This window comes from Domibacillus aminovorans, from assembly GCF_001643235.1.
Classification (GTDB): Bacteria; Bacillota; Bacilli; order Bacillales; family Domibacillaceae; genus Domibacillus; species Domibacillus aminovorans.
On sequence record NZ_LQWY01000029.1, the window covers coordinates 1 to 20,751 of the forward strand.

Here is a 20,751-nt window from a genome sequence, read left to right on the forward strand (position 1 = left end):
TGTGGTGTAGCGCTGATTTTGCGCTACATGGATGGCTAACGGGGGCGTTTGTGAAGTAACTAAAGCCAAATTTCTTAGGGTTGTAAGCAAGAAATTTGGCTTTTTCTTATTTGGATTTCCATACCGTTGTAAATCTGCATTTTCCTGACGCTACCTCTATGTTAGCTTTATAACTTTTCAAACTCACCCCCGTACCATTTTCATTTCAACTTTTCACTTTTACTAATTATTGTTACTTCTTACTTTTACTTAAAACTTGAACATTTAATTATTCATATTAAATAAGACACCAATCATTCACTAAGCAATGACCAATGCCTTATTGATTACATCCTCTTTATTCATTCCAGTATGCTATTCCTCACAAGTGTCACAATCAATATCTTCATCAGTCGGATCGCCTTGTTCAGCTTCAAACTCAGCCGCATCAAGCTTACCAAGTAGTTCATGAAATTCATTGCCAGCACACTCTAAGACATTCACAATTGACTCTCTCAGCTGTTCATCTTCTGCCGCACCCAATAAATCTTGAAGATACTCTGCAACAATTACAAGGCGGTCTAAACGCTCACACACTTCGTTATACTCATCAAAGGTCATCGTTCATTCTCCTTTGCTCATTGTAGTTCTCTGTAAACCTGTCTATCCTTTGTACCTTTAATGTTGTGACATGACTGACATAATGACTGAAGGTTATCCAGTGACAGCCGCAATGACCAATCAATCTTAATCGGTATAATATGATCGACTACATCCATCGGTGTCACTTTATCCTTTTGGGGGTACTTCAAAATATTAGCTTGATGGGCATGGGGTCCTGCCGACAAAACGCGGATATTATACGCTAAGAGAATTTCGGAATGGAAAAAGACGATTTTTCCTACGCAAAGGGTAAAATCGTCTCTTTATTTCTTATTTACTTGTAATGAAACATCTTTATTGTCATTCAACCTATGTTAGGATTGAAATCCTTCCGAACGGCTAAACGGATTATTTATGGAGTCATATGCTGAAAAAGAAGCAACTCCTTCTAAGGGATAACTCTGTCCAAAATCAAATAACGTTCATCCATCAATTATTTGGAATTACTGCATAAACCTCGATTCCGTTAGGAATCAGTACGAATCTTTCAAGATCATACTAAGTTTGCACCAGAACCGGATTAATTAATGAAACTGCACTTCCATACTTATAAATACGGCTTTAACTTTTTTATGAAAGGGTTTACAAGTAGATGTCAAGTATATATACTATAACCAACAATCATATTGTCGACAATTAGACAATTTCAAAAAGAGGGGGATATTGTTGAATAATAATTTATCCAAGTTTTCGTTAAAACATCGAATTGCACATGAAATTAGGAAATTGATTTTTGACGGAAAATTAGAACAAGGGGAAAAAATTACAGAATCTCAAGTTTCACAAGATTTAGGTGTGAGCCGTACTTCTGTCCGAGAAGCGATGTTGCTCTTGGAATTAGAAGGTTTACTTATTTCGTCTCCTTATAAGGACACAAGAGTAGCAACCATCTCGCAGGAAGAAGTGCTGGAGCTGCTTATTCCAATGCGTGTCCATATCGAAACGTTTGCGTTAAAAAAAGGGTTCTCCATATGGGGAGAAGGAACGAAGGAACAATTCAAAAATATTCTTGAAAACATGAAAAAAGTTGTGAATTTTGAGGATTTATCAACATTTATTGAATTGGATATTCAATTCCATGAATTGATTGTCACGTCATCTGAAATGGACAATGTGATTCGAATCTGGGAAAGTATCGTTCACCGCATTCGTCTTCATTTTTTGTACCAAAACAGGAAATCAGGCACTTTGCAAAAGTGGCTGGTGGATCATGAAAAATTGATCAATATTTTCGTTTACGGAAAGTCTGTTGATGAAGCTGTTGAAGCATTAAGAAAACATATTGTGGAAACAAATATTCCAGATGTTTATCTTCTTGAATGATTCACTCGTAATTGAAAGGGGGTGATGTGCAAAACCAATGATCATTCATAAAAAGAGAGGAGGAACAAGGAAAGTGAAAAAACTGGAAATAGTTAAAGTGGATGTCTATGTTGTAGCAGGGCCAGATGCTAAGTATAGGACATCATCCCATTATTCAGAACTGACAATCACGAATACGATTGTACGAATTCAAACGAAAGAGGGGTATGAGGGGTATGGAAGTGCGATCTCTTGGACGGAAGAAAGCTTTGATCATAGCCTAGCTGAATCCATTCGCCACCTTATCCCGTTCCTAATCGGAAAATCAGCTCTTCAGCGGGAAGAAATTTTCAAGTTACTGGTAAATAGATGTGTGCAAATGACACCACAGGCTCAATCACCAATCGATATCGCTTTATGGGATCTTGTCGCTAAATATGCAAAGATGCCGTTATATCAATTGTTAGGCGGTGCACGAAATAAAATACTTTCATATGCAAGCACGCCCTTTTTGCCAAGCATTGAAGACTATATAAACCACGTCCAAGAATTGAAAGAGCAAGGTTATCGAGCGATTAAGTTCCATACATGGTGCACGGTCGAGCAAGATCTGGCATTAGCTAGAGCCATCCATGAAGTCTTCCATGAATCCGGTTTGAAATTCATGATGGATGTCGAACAGGCGTATACGAGACAGGAAGCGTTGAAAGCGGCGAAAGAACTGGAAAGTCTGGATTATGTATGGTTTGAAGCTCCACTTCCAGACACGGATCTAGACGGCTATAAGGAACTGAGATCCCGCGTTAATATTCCTATCATTGCAGCTGGAAATACATTGCTCCATTTAAATCAAATCGAACAAGGGATTCAAAATGGCTGCTGGTCAAGCGCTCGAGTAGATGCGACGCTTGCAGGAGGCTTTACGCAAACAAGAAAAATAATGGGGCTTGCCGAAGCAAATTCCATGACGGTAGAACTTCAATCATGGGGATATACATTGTCTCAAGCGGCAAATTTACATTTGATGTTAGCCTATAACAACTGTTTGTATTTTGAACAAGCCGTCCCGGTCGAACCATTAGAATTTGGTGTGAAAACAACGATTAGAACAGATCAAGATGGCTATGTTTATGCACCGTCTGGTAATGGGCTTGGCATTGAAATAGATTGGCCGCTTATTGAAAAATCAGCGATCTATAAGTTGTCTTTTGACCAACGTGGTTGGACAGAATAAAAAAACAGAATCTGCTTTAAAAATATGCGGCGGCAACCAAACATATTTAAAGAGATTCTGTCCAATGACAGTATATCAAATTATAGAGAAAATCCTAACTAAATCGATTTTGCAAAAAATAGGTAATTGAAATGAAAAATTTAACTATATAGAGGGACATATAAATGAAAATCACAAATGTTGAAGTAATCGGACTTAGGGTCCCTCCTACAGATCAAAAATGTGAATGGGGAGAAGATGCTGTCATCGTTAGGATTCATACGGATGAAGGCATCATAGGGATCGGCGAAACGGATAGTTCTCCTTTTGTCATAAAAGCCATCATTGAAACGCCAAGTTCACATGATTCGTCGGTAGGTTTAAGAGAACTATTAATGGGAGAAAACCCGCTCGATATTGAAAAACTTTGGAGCAAAATGTACCACGGTTCAAGCTACATGGGGCGCCGTGGAGCTGGAATCCATGCGATCAGTGCCATTGATTTGGCACTATGGGATATAGCAGGAAAGTTTTACAATGTTCCTGTTTATCAACTGCTTGGAGGCAAGTTTAGAGACAAAATTGCTGCCTATGGGACATTTATCCCAATTGATAGACCAGAAGAAAATCGGACAATCGCAGCAAAAATGGTTGAAGCGGGCTATAAAAGCATAAAATTTGGCGGCGGGAAATTTGGTTTTGATGAGAACCATGACGTGGCTGTTGTTTCTGAAATACGTGATGAAGTTGGAGAGGATATTTCGCTTCAAATCGATTTAGTTGGAAGATGGAAAACGTATCGTCATGCACTTCATATGTGTGATCTTCTTGAAACATACAATCTTAATTGGGTGGAAGAACCCGTTCCTGCAGATGACATGATGAGTTATTCAAAGCTTGCCCTTACCGGCCATACAAAAATTGCTGGAGGAGAGGCTTTGACGACACGGTATGAATTCAATCACTTCCTTGAAATCGGAAAACCGGATATTGTCCAGCCAGATATTACACGCTGCGGCGGCATTACTGAAATGAGAAAAATTAGCGAATTGGCAAAATTGCATGGGACGCAGCTTGTACCTCACGGGTTTAGCACAGGTATTTTAAACTCGGCAACGGTTCAGTTTCTAGCTGCTTCTGAATCAGGAGATTTAATCGAGTTTTCTCAAAGTACAAGCCCCTTGTTCAGAGATTTAGTAGAAAATCCGGTTCAGTGCATCAATGGCCATGTGAAAGTGCCGGATCTACCAGGACTGGGAATTGAATTAAATGAACGGGTCATTTCGAAGTATCAAATTTTTTAATAGAAAGCGTGTATCTCAAAGGAGTGAATTACTATTATGAAAGAACGAAAATATGATTTAAAGCTTATTGTTACGAGCTTAGTTTTAGTCTTAGGTATTGTATTTTACCTAGCCGTTAAACCTGAACAAGGGACGGAAGCCGCAAACTGGCTATTTAATACATTAACTACTATATTTGGTTCATATACACTCATTTTTACGTTTCTTTCACTACTAACTCTTGTATTCCTGTTTTTCAGTAAATATGGTAATATTCGACTGGATCAGACAAAGCCGGAATATTCTAACTTTAGCTGGGTTGCCATGATGCTGTCTGCAGGGTTAGGTTCAGCAACGGTCTACTGGGGATTTGTCGAGTGGGCCTATTATTATACAACACCTGCATTAGGCGTGACACCTGAGTCGAGTGGAGCATATGAATGGGCAATGGCTTACAATTTATTTCATTGGGGATTCAGCGCATGGGGACTCTATTGTATTGCAGCTCTTCCTGTAGCCTATCATTTTCATGTTCGTAAAAATAAAGGCTTGAGTTTAAGTGCCGTTTTTCTATCCATTACCGGTTGGCAGTCGAAAGCTTGGATCGGTAAAATCATTGATTTAATTTTTATCTTTACGTGTTTCGGTGGTTTAAGCATAACCCTTGCCTTGAGTATTCCAATGATTTCAGAGGGGATTGCAAAAGTTTTAGGTATTGGCAGTAGCTTTACAATGAATATCATTATCGTCATCATTATTTCAATTATTTATTCCTTAAGCTCTTACATTGGTATTGAAAAAGGAATGAAACGAATTAGTGATTTGAACACTTATTTCGCCATTGCGTTTGCGTTACTTCTATTTATTATGGGCCCAAGCATATTTATTCTTAAAAATACAACAAACGGCCTTGGATTAATGTTCCAAAACTTTATCCAAATGAGTTTATGGACAGACCCAATTGACAATGGCGGCTTTCCTGAAGGATGGACTATTTTTTATTGGTTATATTGGATCACGTATACTCCTTTCATGGCGATATTTGTAACGAAGGTTTCAAAAGGCCGCAAAATAAAGGAACTCATTCTTAACATGGTGATAAGCGGTAGTTTCGGATGCTGGTTCTTCTTTGGGGTTTTAACAAACTTTAGTATGAATAAACACATTACGGGTGCAATTGATGTTCCAGGAGTCTTGGACAGCCTAGGTGGAAACGTTGTCATTATGCAAATTCTTGGAGAACTTCCTTGGAGCAGCCTATTCATCTTGATGTTTACGATTATTTCTACGTTGTTCCTCGCTACTACATTGGATTCAGCCTCTTATACATTGGCCGCCACTGTAACGCCAGGACTTAAGAATAACCAAGATCCTTCAGCATTGCTAAGACTATTTTGGTGTGTCATGTTAGCCGTTGTACCATTGACTATGATATTGATCAAAGCTCCATTAGAGACGATCAAAACAACAGCCATTGTCACAGCCATACCATTGACCATTATTTTAGTCATCATGATCATCGGTTTCCTCAAATGGATGGTGAAAGATTATGGTCATATAGCAGCGCATCAAATTGTTGAAGAAAGTGTACTAAAACCTGAGGAAAAAGAAATCGTATAAAATACAGACGATCAGAGTATCATTGCGTACTTAAAAAGGAAATAAAAAGAAGTGGCTTTTGGTTATTAATGGAATTTACTTTAGAAAAACAAAAGGAACATTCACTATTTGGTGTTTGTTCCTTTTTTATTTATTCCTGGTCCCGTTTGCTAAAGAATTCTTCAATGATCCGGCTGGTAATCTCCTGCATACTCGTTTCTTCTTGATCCGCCATTTCTTTGATTTTATTCTTTATATCATTCGATACAGCAATGGAAAGATTCGTTTCACTGGATTCGATTTTTATCTGATAATGTTTAGGATTATGATTACCAAAAGTTATGTATGCTGGTACAATTTTTCCTTCTGCATCCCATTCATAGCCATAATCTAATTCGGGCTCATCCTTAAAATAAACAACTGCGAGATATCGGTCTTCACCTGAATTTTCTAGAGAAGAAGATCTAACTTCTAAACGAAGAATATCATTTTCCATAATACCTTGCTCATTGTAAAGGTATTCACGTACATCTTTCTCTAATTGTGCTCCAGTAAAAGGGTTTGGTAGAATATAATAAACGCCTAAAGCTACAGTAATCAGCAAAGTAAGGACTGTATTAACTATTTTTTTCTTTATCTTAGACCCTCCGATTCTATCATTCAAATCACTTTCTACTCCATTTAGACCAAAACTTATACCTTATCAAATACGATGTACAGAACATAAGGAGGTTATGTTCTGTACATCGTATTTTACTTCACTCTCATCTCATGCTTAAAGACAGGTTGGCTAACATCCTGCGTAGGCTTTCTTGTTTAGAAAATCTGTAAACAGTTAAACGACCGAGTTAACAGCATGAATTTTTAATGATTAAAGGTAAATTTGTGCTGCAAACACCGGTTTCAGGCAAATCCAGTTCTACTTTCTCCGCAGCTGCATTATCACCGGCCAGGCGCGCAATAATAGATCGAACTTGTTCATATCCAGTTGCCATTAGAAAGGTTGGAGCACGACCATAGCTTTTGGATCCGACAATATAAAAACCGTTTTCTGGCTGGCGAAGTTCTTTTTCGCCATGTGGCCGAACAGTGCCACAGCTATGCAAGTTTGGATCGATAAGAGGTGCTAATGCCGCCACACTTTCAGTCGCAGAATCAATGGCCGTACGTATTTCTTGAATTATGTTGAGATTCGGGCGGTTACCCGTATTGACAATGACTTCATCAATGTTTGATAGCGTATGCTCTTTTCCATCCTGATTTCCGATAATCTTTACCTGATTGCCATCCTGTTTTATTGACTGAATAAGGTAAGGTGTTATCACCGTTACAGTGCCATCGTCAACAAGCTGGTGGATCCGGCTTCCAAGGGCGCCTCTCGCTTCAAGAGCATCTTTTTCTTCTCCACCGTAGGCTTCTTCCACATACTGACGTCTCATAATCCAAAGAATATCGGTTTCTGGATATTCTTCTTTTAATTGAGCGAGATCAAGTAAGGTATTAATGGCTGAATGCCCGCCACCGACAACGGCAATACGCTTATTGATATAACGCTCTTTTGCCGTATTTAAAGAATCTGGAATGCCGTAAAAAAAGTGATCTTTCGCCGCTTTTTCTTCATGCAGCCAAATCCCGCTGGCGTTTGCCGGATTAGGATTTCCCCATGTGCCAGAAGCATCCAGAATGGTTCGGGCTTCATAGATTTTGAATTGTCCGTTTTGTTTTGTATGAATAACAAAAGGAGCCTTTTCACGATTCGATGTTTTCATTTTATCTGTATCTTTCCGGCCAATTGACAGCACTTCGGTATTAAAGTGTAAATAGGGACTGATTTCCGGGGTGGATGCCAATGGTTGCAAATATTCTTCAATAAGCTCTTTTCCCGTAGGAAGTTTATCTAAGCGCGGTATCATCCAGCCCTTCTTATTAAGAAGTCTTGAAGATGCTTTATCGATGTTGTACCGCCAGGGCGAAAATAATCTGACATGCCCCCACGTTGAAATATTAGCCCCTACGTGTGAACCCGACTCAAACAAGATAAAAGACTCTCCTCTTTCAGCTAAATGCGAAGCAGCAGCCAGACCAACAGGACCGCCTCCAATAATGGCAACAGGTAGTGATGTATTCATGCATTTTTCCTCCCTTAAGTATAAATCAAATATTTTTGATTAATTAATTATAAAAGAATCTGCCCTTTTATAAAGATAATGGCAACAGGTAGTGATGTATTCATGCATTTTTCCTCCCTTAAGTATAAATCAAATATTTTTGATTAATTAATTATAAAAGAATCTGCCCTTTTATAAAGATAATGGCAACAGGTAGTGACGTATTCATACGTTTTTCCTCCCTTAAGTATAAATCAATTTTTTTTGATTAAAGAATTGAAAAAGAATCCGCCCTCTTATGAAGACGGCTGGAATAGGTAGCAAAATTCTTTAGATAACAATTGATTCATTTCTGATTCATTTAATGAATAATAGCTCCATGTTCCTTTTGTTTCTTTTATAATTAGTTCTGCATCCAATAAAATTTTTAAATGATAAGACAATTTTGACTGCGACATTTGCATCTCTGGCACAAGATCGCAAACACAGGTCGAACCTTGTTCGCATAAAATGTACAGGATCTGTAATCGCTTTTGATCGGCCAGCGCTTTAAATTTCTTTTCATAATGCTGAAATATGTCTATTGAGCTTGATTTGGTTGCAAATGATGTCATTCAATCTCATCCTTTAATCAAAATGTTTTGATGTAAATATCATATGCTGAACAAAATCTTTTTGCAAGAAATAAACAAAACTTTTCAATAAAAGTATTTACTTATATAATTAAATCATTATATACTGATGCTGAAAGGGGGAGAATACATGAGTATTGATACAAAGCTTGATATGCAGGAAGTGTCTCAAATTATGAAGCTGCTCGGAGATAAGACACGCCTTACGATGATGAAAATGCTTCAAGCGCAGGATTTCTGTGTATGTGAATTTGTTGAGATTTTTAATATGAGCCAGCCAGCCATTAGCCAGCATTTGCGCAAACTAAAAGATATTGGTCTGGTAAAGGAAAGCCGGAAAAAGCAATGGATTTTCTATTCTTTTAATCGGGATCACGACTGCGCTCTTTTAATCGAAGAATTATTACAACACCTTCCGGATCAAAAGGAACGATTAGTTGAACTGGAAGCACAGGGATTACGTATTTCCTGTGAATAGAGAGGAGTAAGACGTTTGTTTTCTGTCATAACAGCATCAGTCATTTTTCTTGTCACGCTCATCTTTGTCATTTGGCAGCCGAAGAATTTATCCATTGGCTGGTCAGCTTGTATTGGAGCTGTGGTTGCCTTATTGGCAGGGGTTGTAGACTTTGGTGACGTCATCGATGTAACATCGATTGTTTGGAATGCCACATTGGCGTTTATTGCTATCATTATTATTTCCCTCATCTTGGATGAGATTGGTTTCTTTGAATGGTCGGCTCTACATATGGCCCGCATGGCCAAAGGAAATGGCGTCAAAATGTTTGTGTATGTGTCCATACTAGGCGCTTTAGTCGCAGCCTTCTTTGCGAATGATGGGGCTGCACTAATTTTAACGCCAATTGTTCTCGCGATGGTCCGTAACTTGAAATTTGAAGAAAAGATGGTTTTTCCTTTTATTATCGCAAGTGGATTTATCGCAGATACAACAGCACTGCCGTTAATCGTCAGTAACCTGGTGAATATCGTTTCGGCCGACTATTTTAACATTGGATTTGCTGAATATGCGTCCCGGATGATTGTGCCGAACTTATTTTCATTAGTGGCCAGTATCACAGTGTTATATCTTTATTTCCGCAAAAGCATTCCGAAACAATATGACATGTCCATGTTAAAAGCACCGGATGAGGCAATTAAAGACCATAAGATGTTTCGTTTGTCCTGGCTTGTACTCGGAATCCTGCTGATTGGTTATTTTGTCAGTGAATTCCTGAATGTTCCTGTTTCCATTATCGCCAGCATAGTCGCGCTGTTCTTTTTGACTATGGCCCGAAAAAGTCCGGCTGTTCACACGAAAAATGTCATCAAAGGGGCACCATGGGCGATTGTGTTCTTCTCCATCGGCATGTATGTGGTCGTTTACGGCCTGCGCAATGCAGGATTAACGTCTGTTCTTGCGGATGTCATTCAGTCAACGGCGGAACAAGGATTATTCGCTGCAACAATCGGCATGGGCTTTATCGCCGCTATTTTATCGTCGATTATGAATAATATGCCAACCGTGATGATCAACGCACTTGCGATTTCGGATACGGCTACATCCCCAATGATCAGGGAAGCCTTAATTTACGCGAACGTCGTTGGATCGGATTTAGGTCCAAAGATTACACCAATCGGATCGCTTGCTACTTTATTGTGGCTTCACGTTCTTAGCTTAAAAGGGGTCAAGATTTCATGGGGTACGTACTTTAAAACAGGTATCATCTTAACCATCCCAACCTTGTTTATCACGTTAGTTGGGCTGTATCTATGGTTACTGCTTATTCATTAAATATTAAAACATCAAATTGAATGGAATAGGAGATTACTGTTATGTCTAAAAAAACCATTTATTTCTTATGCACAGGAAATTCTTGCCGCAGCCAGATGGCAGAAGGATGGGCAAAAAAACATCTAAGTGATGAGTGGGAAGTAAAGAGTGCAGGCTTAGAAGCACATGGGTTGAACCCAAATGCCGTAAAAGCTATGAATGAAGCAGGCATTGATATTTCGAATCAAACATCGGATGTTATTGATCCTGACATTCTAAATAATGCTGATTTAATCGTGACACTGTGCGGCCATGCGGCCGATAACTGTCCGGTTACACCTCCTCACATTAAACGTGTTCATTGGGGATTTGATGATCCTGCGAAGGCCGAAGGAACAGAAGAAGAAAAATGGGTGTTCTTCCAGCGTGTTCGTGACGAAATTAGTGAACGTATCGAACGTTTTGTGAAAACGGGCGAATAATATAAACAGAGAAAGCCGTGAGAACTTCTCTCGGCTTTCTACATAAACATTATATAAGTACATGATTATATCTTAATGAAGGGATTGTGAAGAATGAAGAAAGTTGAAATTTTTGATCCGGCAATGTGCTGTTCCACAGGTGTATGTGGACCAAGTGTTGATCCTGAACTGACACGCGTGGCATCGGCTGTTTATTCACTCGAACAAAAGGAATTTGATATTAAACGCTATAACCTGGCCAATGACCCGGGTGCTTTTGCAGACAATGAAGCGGTGAACCAGATCCTTCACGAAAAAGGTCCAGATGCGTTGCCTGTTACGCTTCTAAATGGTGAAATCATGAAAGTGGGAACATATCCAGCGAATGAAGAGCTGGCGGAATGGCTCGATGTGAAAGCAGATGAACTGCAGGAAAAGCCCCGTATACGGGTTCCATTGAAGTTTGATCTATAAGGAGGAACTTGCGTGTATCAGACATTTAACCCGAAAAATAATGTAGTGACGCCGTTTTTGTTTTTTACCGGAAAAGGCGGTGTTGGCAAAACCTCCACTGCCTGTGCCACAGCCGTAGCACTCGCGGATCAGGGAAAAAAAGTATTGCTTGTCAGCACCGATCCGGCATCTAATTTGCAGGATGTGCTAGAAATCGAATTGACGGGTGATCCAGTCGCGGTTCCGAGTGTGAAGAATCTGTTTGCCTGCAACCTTGATCCAGAGGAAGCTGCGCGCGCATACCGTGAAAAAGTAGTCGGTCCTTACCGCGGCAGGCTGCCAGATTCCGTTATATCGACAATGGAAGAACAGTTGTCTGGTGCTTGTACGGTTGAAATTGCCGCGTTCGATGAGTTTTCTCACCTTCTGTCTGATGAAGAGATCTTTACGCGCTATGATCATGTGCTGTTTGATACAGCCCCAACAGGCCATACGCTTCGTTTGCTGCAGCTTCCAACTGCATGGACCGGTTTCCTGAAAGAAAGCACACATGGCGCATCCTGTTTAGGCCCGCTGTCCGGTCTGGGTGAGAAAAAAGAGCTGTATGCGAAAGCTGTGGATTATTTGTCTGATCCGGCGAAAACAACACTGATTCTTATATCGCGTCCGGATGTATCCTCATTAGTAGAGGCGAACCGCGCTTCACTGGAGCTGAAAGAGATCGGGATTCAAAACCAGCAGTTAATCATCAATGGCCTTCTTCAGACACATTGTTCGAATGATGCCGTGTCAACCGCGTTTTATAAGCGCCAGCACCGTGCATTGAAAGAAACACCCGAATCGTTAAAGCAGGTTGTGACGTTTTCGCTGCCGTTTGTGTCGTATTCGTTAACCGGTATAGAGAACCTACGCCACTTGTTCAGCTCTTACACGGTAACTACCTTAGAGGAAAGCACCGATCCAGAAGCCATTCACCTTCCGGGCTTAAATAAGGTGATAGACGATTTTTCAGCGAAAAACACACGGGTTATTTTTACGATGGGAAAAGGAGGCGTCGGCAAAACATCGATTGCCTCTGCGATTGCCGTTGGCCTTGCTGAAAAAGGACATAGCGTTCATTTAACGACAACCGATCCAGCAGCGCATTTGGACTACACGTTTAAAGATGGATCAACCAAAAACAGCCTGTCCATCAGCAGCATTAATCCGGTGGTAGAGGTAGAAAAATACAAACAAGAAGTACTTTCAACAGCAGGAAAAGAGCTTGATGAAGAAGGGCTTGCCTATTTAAAAGAAGATCTGGAATCTCCTTGTACAGAAGAAATCGCACTGTTCCGGGCCTTTGCGGATGTTGTAGAGAAATCGGAGAATGAAATTGTCGTGATCGATACGGCGCCAACCGGCCATACGCTGCTCTTGCTTGATTCAACGGAAGCGTACCACAAAGAAATGAGCCGTTCGACCGGCGATGTGCCGGAAAGTGTGAAAAAACTGCTTCCACGGCTGCGCAATCCGGAAGAAACCGGCGTCGTGATTGTCACATTAGCGGAAGCGACACCGGTGCTGGAAGCAGGAAGGCTGCAGGAAGACTTGAAACGGGCACAGATTGATCCAAAATGGTGGGTCATTAATCAGAGCTTATACGCGACACAGACAGAAGACCCTGTTTTAAAAGGGCGTGTTGTTTCAGAAGCAAAGTGGATCAAAAAAGTGAAAGAAGAGTTAGCACCGCAATGTGCGGTCATCCCATGGCTGCATGAAGAGAAAATTGGCTATGACAGCCTGAAAGAATTTATTAACGCATAAAACAAAAGCTGATTGAGGTGGAATCAGAATGACAACAAAAAATTATCAAGCATTAATCGAAGACCGTATTTTTATCGGCGGTGCGGATGACGCATTGAACGTGATTGAAAATGAAAAGGCAGACATTTCTGTCGATTTACGAGCAGAAGCAAAAGAGGATTATACACACGAAAATCGTGTACACAGCCCAATCGTGGATGATGCTGATCAGCAAGATGAATCGGTGAAAAAAGCCATTGATCTTGTCGTCAGTGCGTACAAAGAAGGAAAAAAAGTATATTTTCATTGCGCAGGAGGTAGCAATCGCACAGGTACAGTCGCGATTGGCACACTGCTGGCGCTTGGCGAAGCAAATACGATTGAAGAGGCGGAAGCAAAGGCGCAGGCAGCTCGTCCAAAAATCAAGGTGAAACCGGCACTGAAAGGCACACTGGCACGGCTTTATCCGGAAGCGTAACAAAAACAGAGGAGGATTTTAAATGAATATTACAGATGCAGCAAAACAAATGTTAGAAGGCATTTTCCAGGAAAGAAACGTGAGCAACATCCGTCTTTATGGAATCAGTGGCGGTTGCTGCGGACCACAGGTTGGATTATCACTTGATCCACCACAGGAATCAGATGAAATTCAAACGATTAATGGCATTCAGGTGGCACTCGATCCGGAGATCAAATCTGTTGTAGCAGAAGTAACACTTGATAAGCAGGATTCTCCTGAAGGAGCAGGCTTCGTGCTGGTTGGCGCAGGCGGTTGCTGCTAATTATTTAAGGCTGATCTGATAGGATACGGCAGGGGTAATTTAAAGAATATCTTCTTTGCGGCAAATAAAATCAAATAATCTATTCGGGGGAGTTCCAAAAATGAAGATGAAATCTGTTCTATTTCCTCTAATTATTTCTACTGCGCTTTTATTAGGAGCATGCGGAACCGAAAATGGACGTACAGTATCTGGAAATGCAGAATCATCTACTGGATTATCTGGTTCAGTAAGAATTGACGGCTCATCGACTGTGTTTCCAATTATGGAAGCTGTATCTGAAGATTATACAATGGTGCAGCCCGAGGTTGACGCACCTGTTTTCGTGTCAGGCACTGGTGGAGGGTTTGAAAAGTTTATTAATGGAGAAACAGATATCAGTAACGCTTCCCGTCCTCTTACAGAAGAAGAAATTCAGCGACTGGAAGAAAATCAGATCGAATATACCGAGTTTGAAATTGCTTATGATGGTCTTTCAGTCGTTGTAAATAAGGAAAATGATTTTGTAGACCAGCTTACAGTAGATCAATTACAAAAACTATGGCTCGACAGTGAGGATGTCCAGACGTGGGCTGACGTTCGTGAGGGCTGGCCAGAAGAATCGATTGCATTTTATAGCCCCGGTTCTGATTCCGGAACATATGATTATTTCGATGAAGCTGTTTTAGAGAAGAAAAAAATCCGTGGAGATGCAACGATGTCAGAGGATGATAATGTCCTTGTAGAGGGTGTTATGAGTGATAAAAATGCCATTGGATACTTTGGATTTGCCTATTATGTGAAAAATAAAGATAATTTAAAGGTTGTTCCAGTCGTAAATGGCAAGGGCAAAGCTGTTACTCCTAATCATGAGACCATCATGACGGGAGAATACGAGCCACTTTCACGTCCAATGTATTTCTATGTACGTAATGACTCCCTTCAAGAAAATCCTCAAGTGTATGATTATGTTGAATTTGCTCTTACAAACATGGGAACTTTATCTGAAGAAGTAGGCTATGTAAGTTTGAAGAAAGAAGAGTATGAAGAAGCTCTAACAAAACTAAAAGAATTTGTAAAATAATTTAAAAGGTGAGGAGATATCTCTCCTCACCTTTTAAATTATTATGCAATCTTCTTTCATGGATATAAAGAAATTGAACCCTTGTCGATGAAGTACTGCTATTTCTTTTAGATCTGATTTATCTGATTTAACGCATCTTTAATGTTCATTTTAGCTTTCTTTAAAGGATCGATATACGTTGAAACTTTCGAGATATTCCGTTCAAATTCTTCTGATAATAGGAACAGTCATTATTTTTACACTTGAATACAAAGATGTCTTTTCTTTTCTTGATCTTCTCAAGAGTCCTTATATAAGTAAATGCCTTTATCAAAAAAAATTGATTAATTTCTTGTAAAAAGATTTTGTTTAGCATATGATATTTACATCAAAAGATTTTGATTAAAGGATGAGATTGAATGACATCATTTGCAACTGAATCAAACTCAAAGGATGCATTTCAGCACTAGAACGTTGAGGGTAGTTGAGTATTTAATTTTCGGAAAATTAATTATTGTCATAATAATTCGACTTTTTCACTTGATAAAGTTATTTAACCAAGTTAATAGCTGAGGCACAACTTATCATATCCTATTTTAGGAATTTCGGTGTCGTGTGATAACCTTATAAATTTTAAAATTTAGAGGATAGCAAGTTTTTGCATGTAAAGCCTCTTATTCTAATTAAGAATGCATTATTAGCTTTTTCATATAAATGTTTTAACAATATACTCAAGGAGATGGTGGGATTTTAATGATGAATACAAAAGTTTTATGGTGGATGTCTATCGCTCAGTTTCTAGCAATGCAAGTCTGGTTTAATTTTTCTGCAATTCTTCCTGTTGTTGAACAAGAGTGGGGACTGACTCCAATGCAATCTGGATTGATTATTGCATTTTTTCAACTTGGTTACGTAATCTCGATTCTGTTTTATAGCTTTTCAAGTGAAAAATATAATCCTAAAAGCTTCTTGGTTTATGGAACGATCATTGCAGGAATAACTGGGCTGATTTTAAGTTTCTTCGCTCAAGGCTTTTGGTCAACACTCATACTTAGGACTATAAGCGGTATTGGAATTGCAGGTATATACGTACCCGGGATACGCATCCTTTCACATATTGCGCCTTCACATCAAAGAGGGAAGGTGCTCGGTGTATATGCGGGTTCGTTCGTGATCGGTTCGGGGTTTTCATTGTTTGTATCTGGATTGTTTATAGAGGTACTTGGTTGGCGGGGTGTTGTTCTCCTTACATCTATTTTTTGTTTAATTGCAAGCATCATTTTCTTTTCACTAAAATTACCACCAATAGAGGGACAAGGTACTCATCTAAATTGGAAGAAAATAAAGCAAGTGTTTAATAAAACGAACCTTCTTATAAATGGGGGGTATGCGGGGCACTCTTGGGAATTATATGCCATGTGGGCATGGATAGGCCCATTTCTCGTATTTTATTTTTTGCAGCATGGGTATACAGAAGAAACAGCGATGAAATATGGAAATATTATGGGTGCGTTTGTCATAATGATTGGAGGAATCGCTACATACACAGGAGGAAGAATTTCCGATCATCTTGGTAGAGTGAATTCTGCAAATCTATTTTTAATGATGAGTATTATTTGTTCTTTAATGATAGGTTGGTCCATTCAATTACCAATCATTCTTATGCTTTTATTAGCACTCATTTATGGCTTTACAATCGTTGCAGATACGGCGATCTATACCGTTTCTGTCACCGAAATCAATGATCCTGATATCATTGCATTAGCATTAGGCGTTCAATCAGTCTTAGGATTTACAGTCACTATCTTTGCTCCATTCGTATTTGGCTTTTTTCTTGACGTATTTAATTGGGGCGTTGCATTCACAATTATTGGAGTAGGAGCAATTAGTGCACCGATCTGCATGTTAATCCTCGGAAAAATTCAACATCATACAAACTTACATCAAGGCAACAAATAAATAGATTGATCATGAAGAAAAGAAAGGTAGCTGTTGAAAATAAGTCTTAATCATTTTTCTAAATGGACTACTACGACACTTAAATCAGCGTTGTTTATAAAAAAATCCCTTATTACCCCTTAATAGTATAATTTTAGAACTATATGATAATAAAGTGCGTACTTTATTTTCTGAAAATTAGGACTTATAATTTATGTTAAATTATTGTTATTAAATAACAAATTTTTCGATGTAACAGTTCCATCATTATGTTTATTCGTATATTTCAAGAGACGAACAGGAGGATTATCAAATCATGCATACTGTAACTGCTATGAGCTCTAAAGATTTCGATTTTAAAATGAACAATCAGAAAGCTGTATTGGAAGATATTTTACCCGGTTTCAATGAATATGACCGCATTGGAGTCGTCGTACGAGAAGCTGGCGGCGGGATTGGTGCAAGTGCCCTGCTTATGTCAGCGCTTACAAGATTTTATGATTTTTTTCGCCCGAATCTTGGTACTGAGCCCGGGCAGCAGTTTATTTACCCTGAATTCTTTATCTTCCATGTAGGAAAACAACACATGACTCATTATTGGTTGGACATTTGGCCACCGCATAAAGAGGTTTTGGTGGAGGACGATCCCGAACAAATTTTGGAAGCGATTAATGACCGTGGCATTACACGTCTGCTTGTCGAAGACATTGAGCCTCTACAACCTACTTTTTTGAGAGAAACGTTAGATAGTGCGAAACATCGAATCGTCAGCGCATTGGCTTATTCGCCGACTGGTCGTGTAGAAAATAATGATGTCGAGATTACCAGTTGTGAAGCAGCTGAAAAATATATTGCTGACTCATTCAAGATCTCAGAAGGTCTTTCTACAGAAGTACTGGAGCAATTACGAGAAAGACGTGATTCAATTACTGTTAACGGACGTGTAACGGAAACGTATCGCCGCATTGAGGTAGCAGATGCTTTACATATGCTTACTCAAAATACTGAACCGGGCGCGACTACGCGCAGCTACTTTGCGATGCTTGAGGCGGAAGAAGAGATGGAAGCGTGATCGTGTCCACAGGTGCTAAAGAGAATTAAATAAATCTGTCAACATGGGGACCATCGTACCTTCTTCGCTAAGGAATTAAACTCCACAAAAATTAATTTACTGTTAGAGAATAACATTATTAGCGATCGTACCATATCTCCTATATCTGAAGAGACACCGTTCGTAAAAGTACACTTTTACGAACGGGCTTTTTTTATGCAAAATTGGCTTGATTTCGTTTTCTGTTATTCTTTTGCTCGTAGTAGCATTCAACAGTCTTCTACAAGATCCAGAGGATTTGCCAAAGGGAATAAGTTCCTTCTCCAAGTAACCATTCATCCATTTGGATGTATCTTGTTGAAGAGGTCGGTGCTACAGGTCGTAATCAAATGAGAGGCGAATTTGTATATGCCAATCAGGAAAGAAAAAACATATACTTCAATTACGATGAAGACTGCACAGATGTACAGTGGCTTAATGAGGACATAGTTATCATTAATGGAGAAAGATTAAATATAAAAGATGATTTTTATTATTAGAATGATGATCCTGAATGGGAAGAGAAAGGTGAAAAGAAGTATGAGTAAAACAAGACTGATTTGATATTTGGAAGAAACACTTAAAAAGCTAACAACTTTAAAATAGAAGAAACACGACAAAATGAAATAACATTATTGTTACAATACACAAGCAGTTGTAGAACAGTTGCAGTTAGTTGTGTGAATTAAATTTACCCAAAAGAAAGTTTCTCTAATAAAGTTTAACAGTTATAAAAAAACTGCACCCCACTTGTTAAATATGTATAACAAGTGGGGTGCAGTTCATTCAAGGAGCCATTTATTTTTTATCATTAATTGATGGATCATAGCGCTCGGGAAGCCATTTTTTTCTTAACTCATTGTGTCTACGGATATATTTTTGATTTCTTTCTTCTATTGATTCATGCTCTGAATCGAAGGAGAGAGACGGGGACAAAGCAATCAAGGCTATTGGTATCGATTTGATCATACTTTATTTCAAAGCTACATCAACAAGCAATCCTACAATTACTCTAGTTCCTTCATCCGGTTTACTATGAACCTCAATCGTTCCTTTGTGAGCCTCTATGATCCATTTACATAAAGACAATCCCAATCCAGTCCCCCCTTGACTTCTTGTACGTGAATCGTCCACACGATAGAATCGATGAAAAATAAAAGGTAAATGTTCTTTAGGAATCCCGATCCCATGATCAATGACTTCAATATGAACAAACGTTCCTTTACTGTATGCCTTGATTTCCACTGTTCCGCCTTCAGGCGTATACTTAATAGCATTTTCGATTAGATTGATAAATAATCTTCGCAAGAGATCTTCATCCCCATATAGGATAAATGGATCCGGTATGTGAAAATATAATTCAATCTGTTTTTTCTTAATTAAAGATAATAAATGCTTCCTAACATATTGCAATAAGAGGGTTCCGTCTATTATTTTTCGCTCTATCTGACTTGGATTAGAGGTATTTTTCGATAAATATAAGAATTTTTCCGCCATATTAGACAAATAAATAACCTCTTCCAAAACAGTATGAAGCACACGTCTATATTCCTCTTCTGATCTGTTTCTATGTAATGCGACATCCAATTCTCCCCGAATAATCGTTAAGGATGTTCGAAGTTCATGAGAAACATCGGAAGTAAACTGCTGAATTTCGGTGAAAGAGCTTTCTAATCGGTTAATCATGTCATTAAGAGTTTTAGCTAAGATCTGCAATTCGTCTTCTGGTCCTTCAATTGGCAACCTGTCATGCAAATTCGTGGCCGTAATTTTATTCGTAGCGGTAATGATTTTCTGAATCGGCTGAAGTGTTTTTCTTGAAATAAGCCGTCCCATCCCGATTGAAATTCCAACAGATCCGAAATTGCAGATGATAATAATGTTCCACAACTGATCGATGGCAAAATGCCGTATCCTGTCATATGTAGCAACCGTAATTGTGTATGTCAATTTATTTTGTGATATCTGTGGTAGGGACATCGCACGAAGCGGTATTCCATTCAGCTCAGGATCCCAGCTAAAGATATTTTCGTCAATCTTCTTCAAAGTTCCTGATACGTTGATACGTTGACCCTGCAGATTTTGTGAGGCTGCGATGACTTTGCCCTGGTCGTTTTCGATTTGCCAGTATAACTCTTCTTTTTTAACACCTGCTGAAACAGGCAACCCATTCATATAATTTTCGATTTCGGAAGACGGATATCCCTGCTTAATAGAATAGGCAATCATGCCTCCCTCTCTGGCCAGCATCGAATCAATTTTGTTGGTTAACATATCAGTAAATGTAATAAATAAGAATACGCTAAATAGGAATAAAATGAACATAAACATAAACGAATGCCAAATCGTAATTCTCCATCCGATACTATTTAAAAACTTCATGATGGTTTATTCTTCTCCTTTAATCATATAACCTATATTATAAACCGTTTGTATTATTTTTAACTCGAAATTTTTGACGGGGAGCGTCAAGTATTTTGTGTATATGACGGAATCCCTATTCTTATAGACCGACATTTAGTTTGTTGTTTTGAATCTGGCTTCGAGCTCCGCACGTGCTGTGTCGAAAACGATATGACATCGTGTAGCTAAGCGTTGGTTGTATTCTTCGAATCGTGAAACAAGGAATCGTTCCAGTGCTACGTCGTTCGGG

The 20,751-nt window shown here is 39.1% G+C and carries 20 protein-coding genes and 3 pseudogenes; 16 read left to right on the forward strand and 7 right to left on the reverse strand.

The features are described 5' to 3' along the window. Positions 1-354: 354 nt before the first annotated feature. Together AWH49_RS11040 and AWH49_RS19220 are read right to left on the reverse strand one after the other, a co-directional pair. A complete protein-coding gene (locus AWH49_RS11040; protein ID WP_063965747.1) occupies positions 355-600 on the reverse strand; it encodes a hypothetical protein in 246 nt (81 codons plus the stop codon). Positions 601-617: 17 nt separating this feature from the next. After that, positions 618-767 carry an HNH endonuclease signature motif containing protein gene (locus tag AWH49_RS19220; RefSeq protein ID WP_280512825.1) on the reverse strand — a complete coding sequence of 50 codons (150 nt, stop codon included), beginning with the start codon at positions 765-767 and terminating at the stop codon, positions 618-620. A 177-nt stretch (positions 768-944) separates the two neighbouring features. Here AWH49_RS19220 and AWH49_RS19225 point away from each other — a divergent pair. The 5 genes and pseudogenes from AWH49_RS19225 to AWH49_RS11060 form a co-directional block, all read left to right on the forward strand. Next, positions 945-1,096: pseudogene (locus AWH49_RS19225) on the forward strand (IS6 family transposase); the annotation flags it as partial. A gap of 212 nt (positions 1,097-1,308) precedes the next feature. After that, a complete protein-coding gene (locus AWH49_RS11045; RefSeq protein WP_063965748.1) occupies positions 1,309-1,965 on the forward strand; it encodes a GntR family transcriptional regulator in 657 nt (218 codons plus the stop codon). Positions 1,966-2,038: 73 nt separating this feature from the next. Then, on the forward strand, positions 2,039-3,178 hold the full coding sequence (locus tag AWH49_RS11050) for a mandelate racemase/muconate lactonizing enzyme family protein (protein ID WP_063965749.1): 1,140 nt from the start codon (positions 2,039-2,041) through the stop codon (positions 3,176-3,178). A 164-nt stretch (positions 3,179-3,342) separates the two neighbouring features. Continuing rightward, entirely contained in the window at positions 3,343-4,461 is a 1,119-nt protein-coding gene (locus AWH49_RS11055) for a mandelate racemase/muconate lactonizing enzyme family protein (RefSeq protein WP_063965750.1), read from the forward strand. Positions 4,462-4,497: 36 nt separating this feature from the next. Further along, positions 4,498-6,060, forward strand: a complete 1,563-nt coding sequence (locus tag AWH49_RS11060; RefSeq protein ID WP_063965751.1) for a BCCT family transporter — start codon at positions 4,498-4,500, stop codon at positions 6,058-6,060. Positions 6,061-6,190: 130 nt separating this feature from the next. Here the strand turns inward: AWH49_RS11060 and AWH49_RS11065 are convergent, their stop codons facing one another. From AWH49_RS11065 to AWH49_RS11075, 3 genes are all read right to left on the reverse strand, one after another. Further along, the gene (locus AWH49_RS11065) at positions 6,191-6,703 is read right to left on the reverse strand and encodes a DUF3139 domain-containing protein (RefSeq protein WP_063965752.1); all 513 of its coding nucleotides are present in this window, start codon (positions 6,701-6,703) and stop codon (positions 6,191-6,193) included. A gap of 184 nt (positions 6,704-6,887) precedes the next feature. Beyond that, positions 6,888-8,168: an FAD-dependent oxidoreductase gene (locus AWH49_RS11070; protein WP_082862794.1), complete on the reverse strand. Its 1,281-nt coding sequence runs from the start codon at positions 8,166-8,168 to the stop codon at positions 6,888-6,890. 275 nt (positions 8,169-8,443) lie between these two features. Then, the gene (locus AWH49_RS11075; RefSeq protein WP_063965754.1) at positions 8,444-8,761 is read right to left on the reverse strand and encodes an ArsR/SmtB family transcription factor; all 318 of its coding nucleotides are present in this window, start codon (positions 8,759-8,761) and stop codon (positions 8,444-8,446) included. Positions 8,762-8,909: 148 nt separating this feature from the next. Here AWH49_RS11075 and AWH49_RS11080 point away from each other — a divergent pair, with 148 nt between their 5' ends. The 11 genes and pseudogenes from AWH49_RS11080 to AWH49_RS21275 form a co-directional block, all read left to right on the forward strand. Next, a complete protein-coding gene (locus AWH49_RS11080) occupies positions 8,910-9,257 on the forward strand; it encodes an ArsR/SmtB family transcription factor (RefSeq protein WP_063965755.1) in 348 nt (115 codons plus the stop codon). 15 nt (positions 9,258-9,272) lie between these two features. Beyond that, a complete protein-coding gene (locus AWH49_RS11085) occupies positions 9,273-10,571 on the forward strand; it encodes an arsenic transporter (protein WP_063965756.1) in 1,299 nt (432 codons plus the stop codon). Between the two features lie 41 nt (positions 10,572-10,612). Further along, positions 10,613-11,032, forward strand: coding sequence for an arsenate reductase (thioredoxin) (gene arsC / locus AWH49_RS11090; RefSeq protein ID WP_063965757.1), 420 nt, complete (start codon positions 10,613-10,615; stop codon positions 11,030-11,032). A gap of 93 nt (positions 11,033-11,125) precedes the next feature. After that, positions 11,126-11,485 carry an arsenite efflux transporter metallochaperone ArsD gene (gene arsD / locus AWH49_RS11095; protein ID WP_063965758.1) on the forward strand — a complete coding sequence of 120 codons (360 nt, stop codon included), beginning with the start codon at positions 11,126-11,128 and terminating at the stop codon, positions 11,483-11,485. A gap of 12 nt (positions 11,486-11,497) precedes the next feature. Then, positions 11,498-13,270 (forward strand): arsenical pump-driving ATPase, encoded by a 1,773-nt coding sequence (gene arsA, locus AWH49_RS11100; protein WP_063965759.1) that lies wholly within the window; start codon positions 11,498-11,500, stop codon positions 13,268-13,270. A 28-nt stretch (positions 13,271-13,298) separates the two neighbouring features. Continuing rightward, positions 13,299-13,727 carry a protein-tyrosine phosphatase family protein gene (locus AWH49_RS11105; RefSeq protein ID WP_063965760.1) on the forward strand — a complete coding sequence of 143 codons (429 nt, stop codon included), beginning with the start codon at positions 13,299-13,301 and terminating at the stop codon, positions 13,725-13,727. A gap of 22 nt (positions 13,728-13,749) precedes the next feature. Continuing rightward, on the forward strand, positions 13,750-14,031 hold the full coding sequence (locus AWH49_RS11110) for a hypothetical protein (RefSeq protein WP_063965761.1): 282 nt from the start codon (positions 13,750-13,752) through the stop codon (positions 14,029-14,031). A gap of 100 nt (positions 14,032-14,131) precedes the next feature. Continuing rightward, positions 14,132-15,091, forward strand: a complete 960-nt coding sequence (locus AWH49_RS11115; RefSeq protein WP_063965762.1) for a PstS family phosphate ABC transporter substrate-binding protein — start codon at positions 14,132-14,134, stop codon at positions 15,089-15,091. Positions 15,092-15,823: 732 nt separating this feature from the next. Next, positions 15,824-17,029 carry an MFS transporter gene (locus AWH49_RS11120; protein ID WP_063965763.1) on the forward strand — a complete coding sequence of 402 codons (1,206 nt, stop codon included), beginning with the start codon at positions 15,824-15,826 and terminating at the stop codon, positions 17,027-17,029. 295 nt (positions 17,030-17,324) lie between these two features. Continuing rightward, positions 17,325-18,080, forward strand: a complete 756-nt coding sequence (locus tag AWH49_RS11125) for a hypothetical protein (protein ID WP_063965764.1) — start codon at positions 17,325-17,327, stop codon at positions 18,078-18,080. A 311-nt stretch (positions 18,081-18,391) separates the two neighbouring features. Further along, a pseudogene (locus AWH49_RS21275) lies at positions 18,392-18,598 on the forward strand (DUF5412 family protein); the annotation flags it as partial. A 472-nt stretch (positions 18,599-19,070) separates the two neighbouring features. On the opposite strand, the gene AWH49_RS11130 reads toward AWH49_RS21275, so the two are convergent. Continuing rightward, a complete protein-coding gene (locus AWH49_RS11130; protein ID WP_063965765.1) occupies positions 19,071-20,480 on the reverse strand; it encodes a sensor histidine kinase in 1,410 nt (469 codons plus the stop codon). Positions 20,481-20,615: 135 nt separating this feature from the next. Beyond that, positions 20,616-20,751: pseudogene (locus AWH49_RS20385) on the reverse strand (IS256 family transposase); the annotation flags it as partial.

Bases quoted from the DNA above. Each gene is read 5' to 3' on its own strand.
- AWH49_RS11040 (WP_063965747.1), bottom strand. From the start codon at position 600: ATGACCTTTGATGAGTATAACGAAGTGTGTGAGCGTTTAGACCGCCTT.
- AWH49_RS11055 (WP_063965750.1), top strand. From the start codon at position 3,343: ATGAAAATCACAAATGTTGAAGTAATCGGACTTAGGGTCCCTCCTACA.
- AWH49_RS11060 (WP_063965751.1), top strand. From the start codon at position 4,498: ATGAAAGAACGAAAATATGATTTAAAGCTTATTGTTACGAGCTTAGTT.
- AWH49_RS11070 (WP_082862794.1), bottom strand. From the start codon at position 8,168: ATGAATACATCACTACCTGTTGCCATTATTGGAGGCGGTCCTGTTGGT.
- AWH49_RS11075 (WP_063965754.1), bottom strand. From the start codon at position 8,761: ATGACATCATTTGCAACCAAATCAAGCTCAATAGACATATTTCAGCAT.
- AWH49_RS11080 (WP_063965755.1), top strand. From the start codon at position 8,910: ATGAGTATTGATACAAAGCTTGATATGCAGGAAGTGTCTCAAATTATG.
- arsC (WP_063965757.1), top strand. From the start codon at position 10,613: ATGTCTAAAAAAACCATTTATTTCTTATGCACAGGAAATTCTTGCCGC.
- arsD (WP_063965758.1), top strand. From the start codon at position 11,126: ATGAAGAAAGTTGAAATTTTTGATCCGGCAATGTGCTGTTCCACAGGT.
- AWH49_RS11105 (WP_063965760.1), top strand. From the start codon at position 13,299: ATGACAACAAAAAATTATCAAGCATTAATCGAAGACCGTATTTTTATC.
- AWH49_RS11110 (WP_063965761.1), top strand. From the start codon at position 13,750: ATGAATATTACAGATGCAGCAAAACAAATGTTAGAAGGCATTTTCCAG.
- AWH49_RS11115 (WP_063965762.1), top strand. From the start codon at position 14,132: ATGAAGATGAAATCTGTTCTATTTCCTCTAATTATTTCTACTGCGCTT.
- AWH49_RS11120 (WP_063965763.1), top strand. From the start codon at position 15,824: ATGATGAATACAAAAGTTTTATGGTGGATGTCTATCGCTCAGTTTCTA.
- AWH49_RS11125 (WP_063965764.1), top strand. From the start codon at position 17,325: ATGCATACTGTAACTGCTATGAGCTCTAAAGATTTCGATTTTAAAATG.
- AWH49_RS11130 (WP_063965765.1), bottom strand. From the start codon at position 20,480: ATGAAGTTTTTAAATAGTATCGGATGGAGAATTACGATTTGGCATTCG.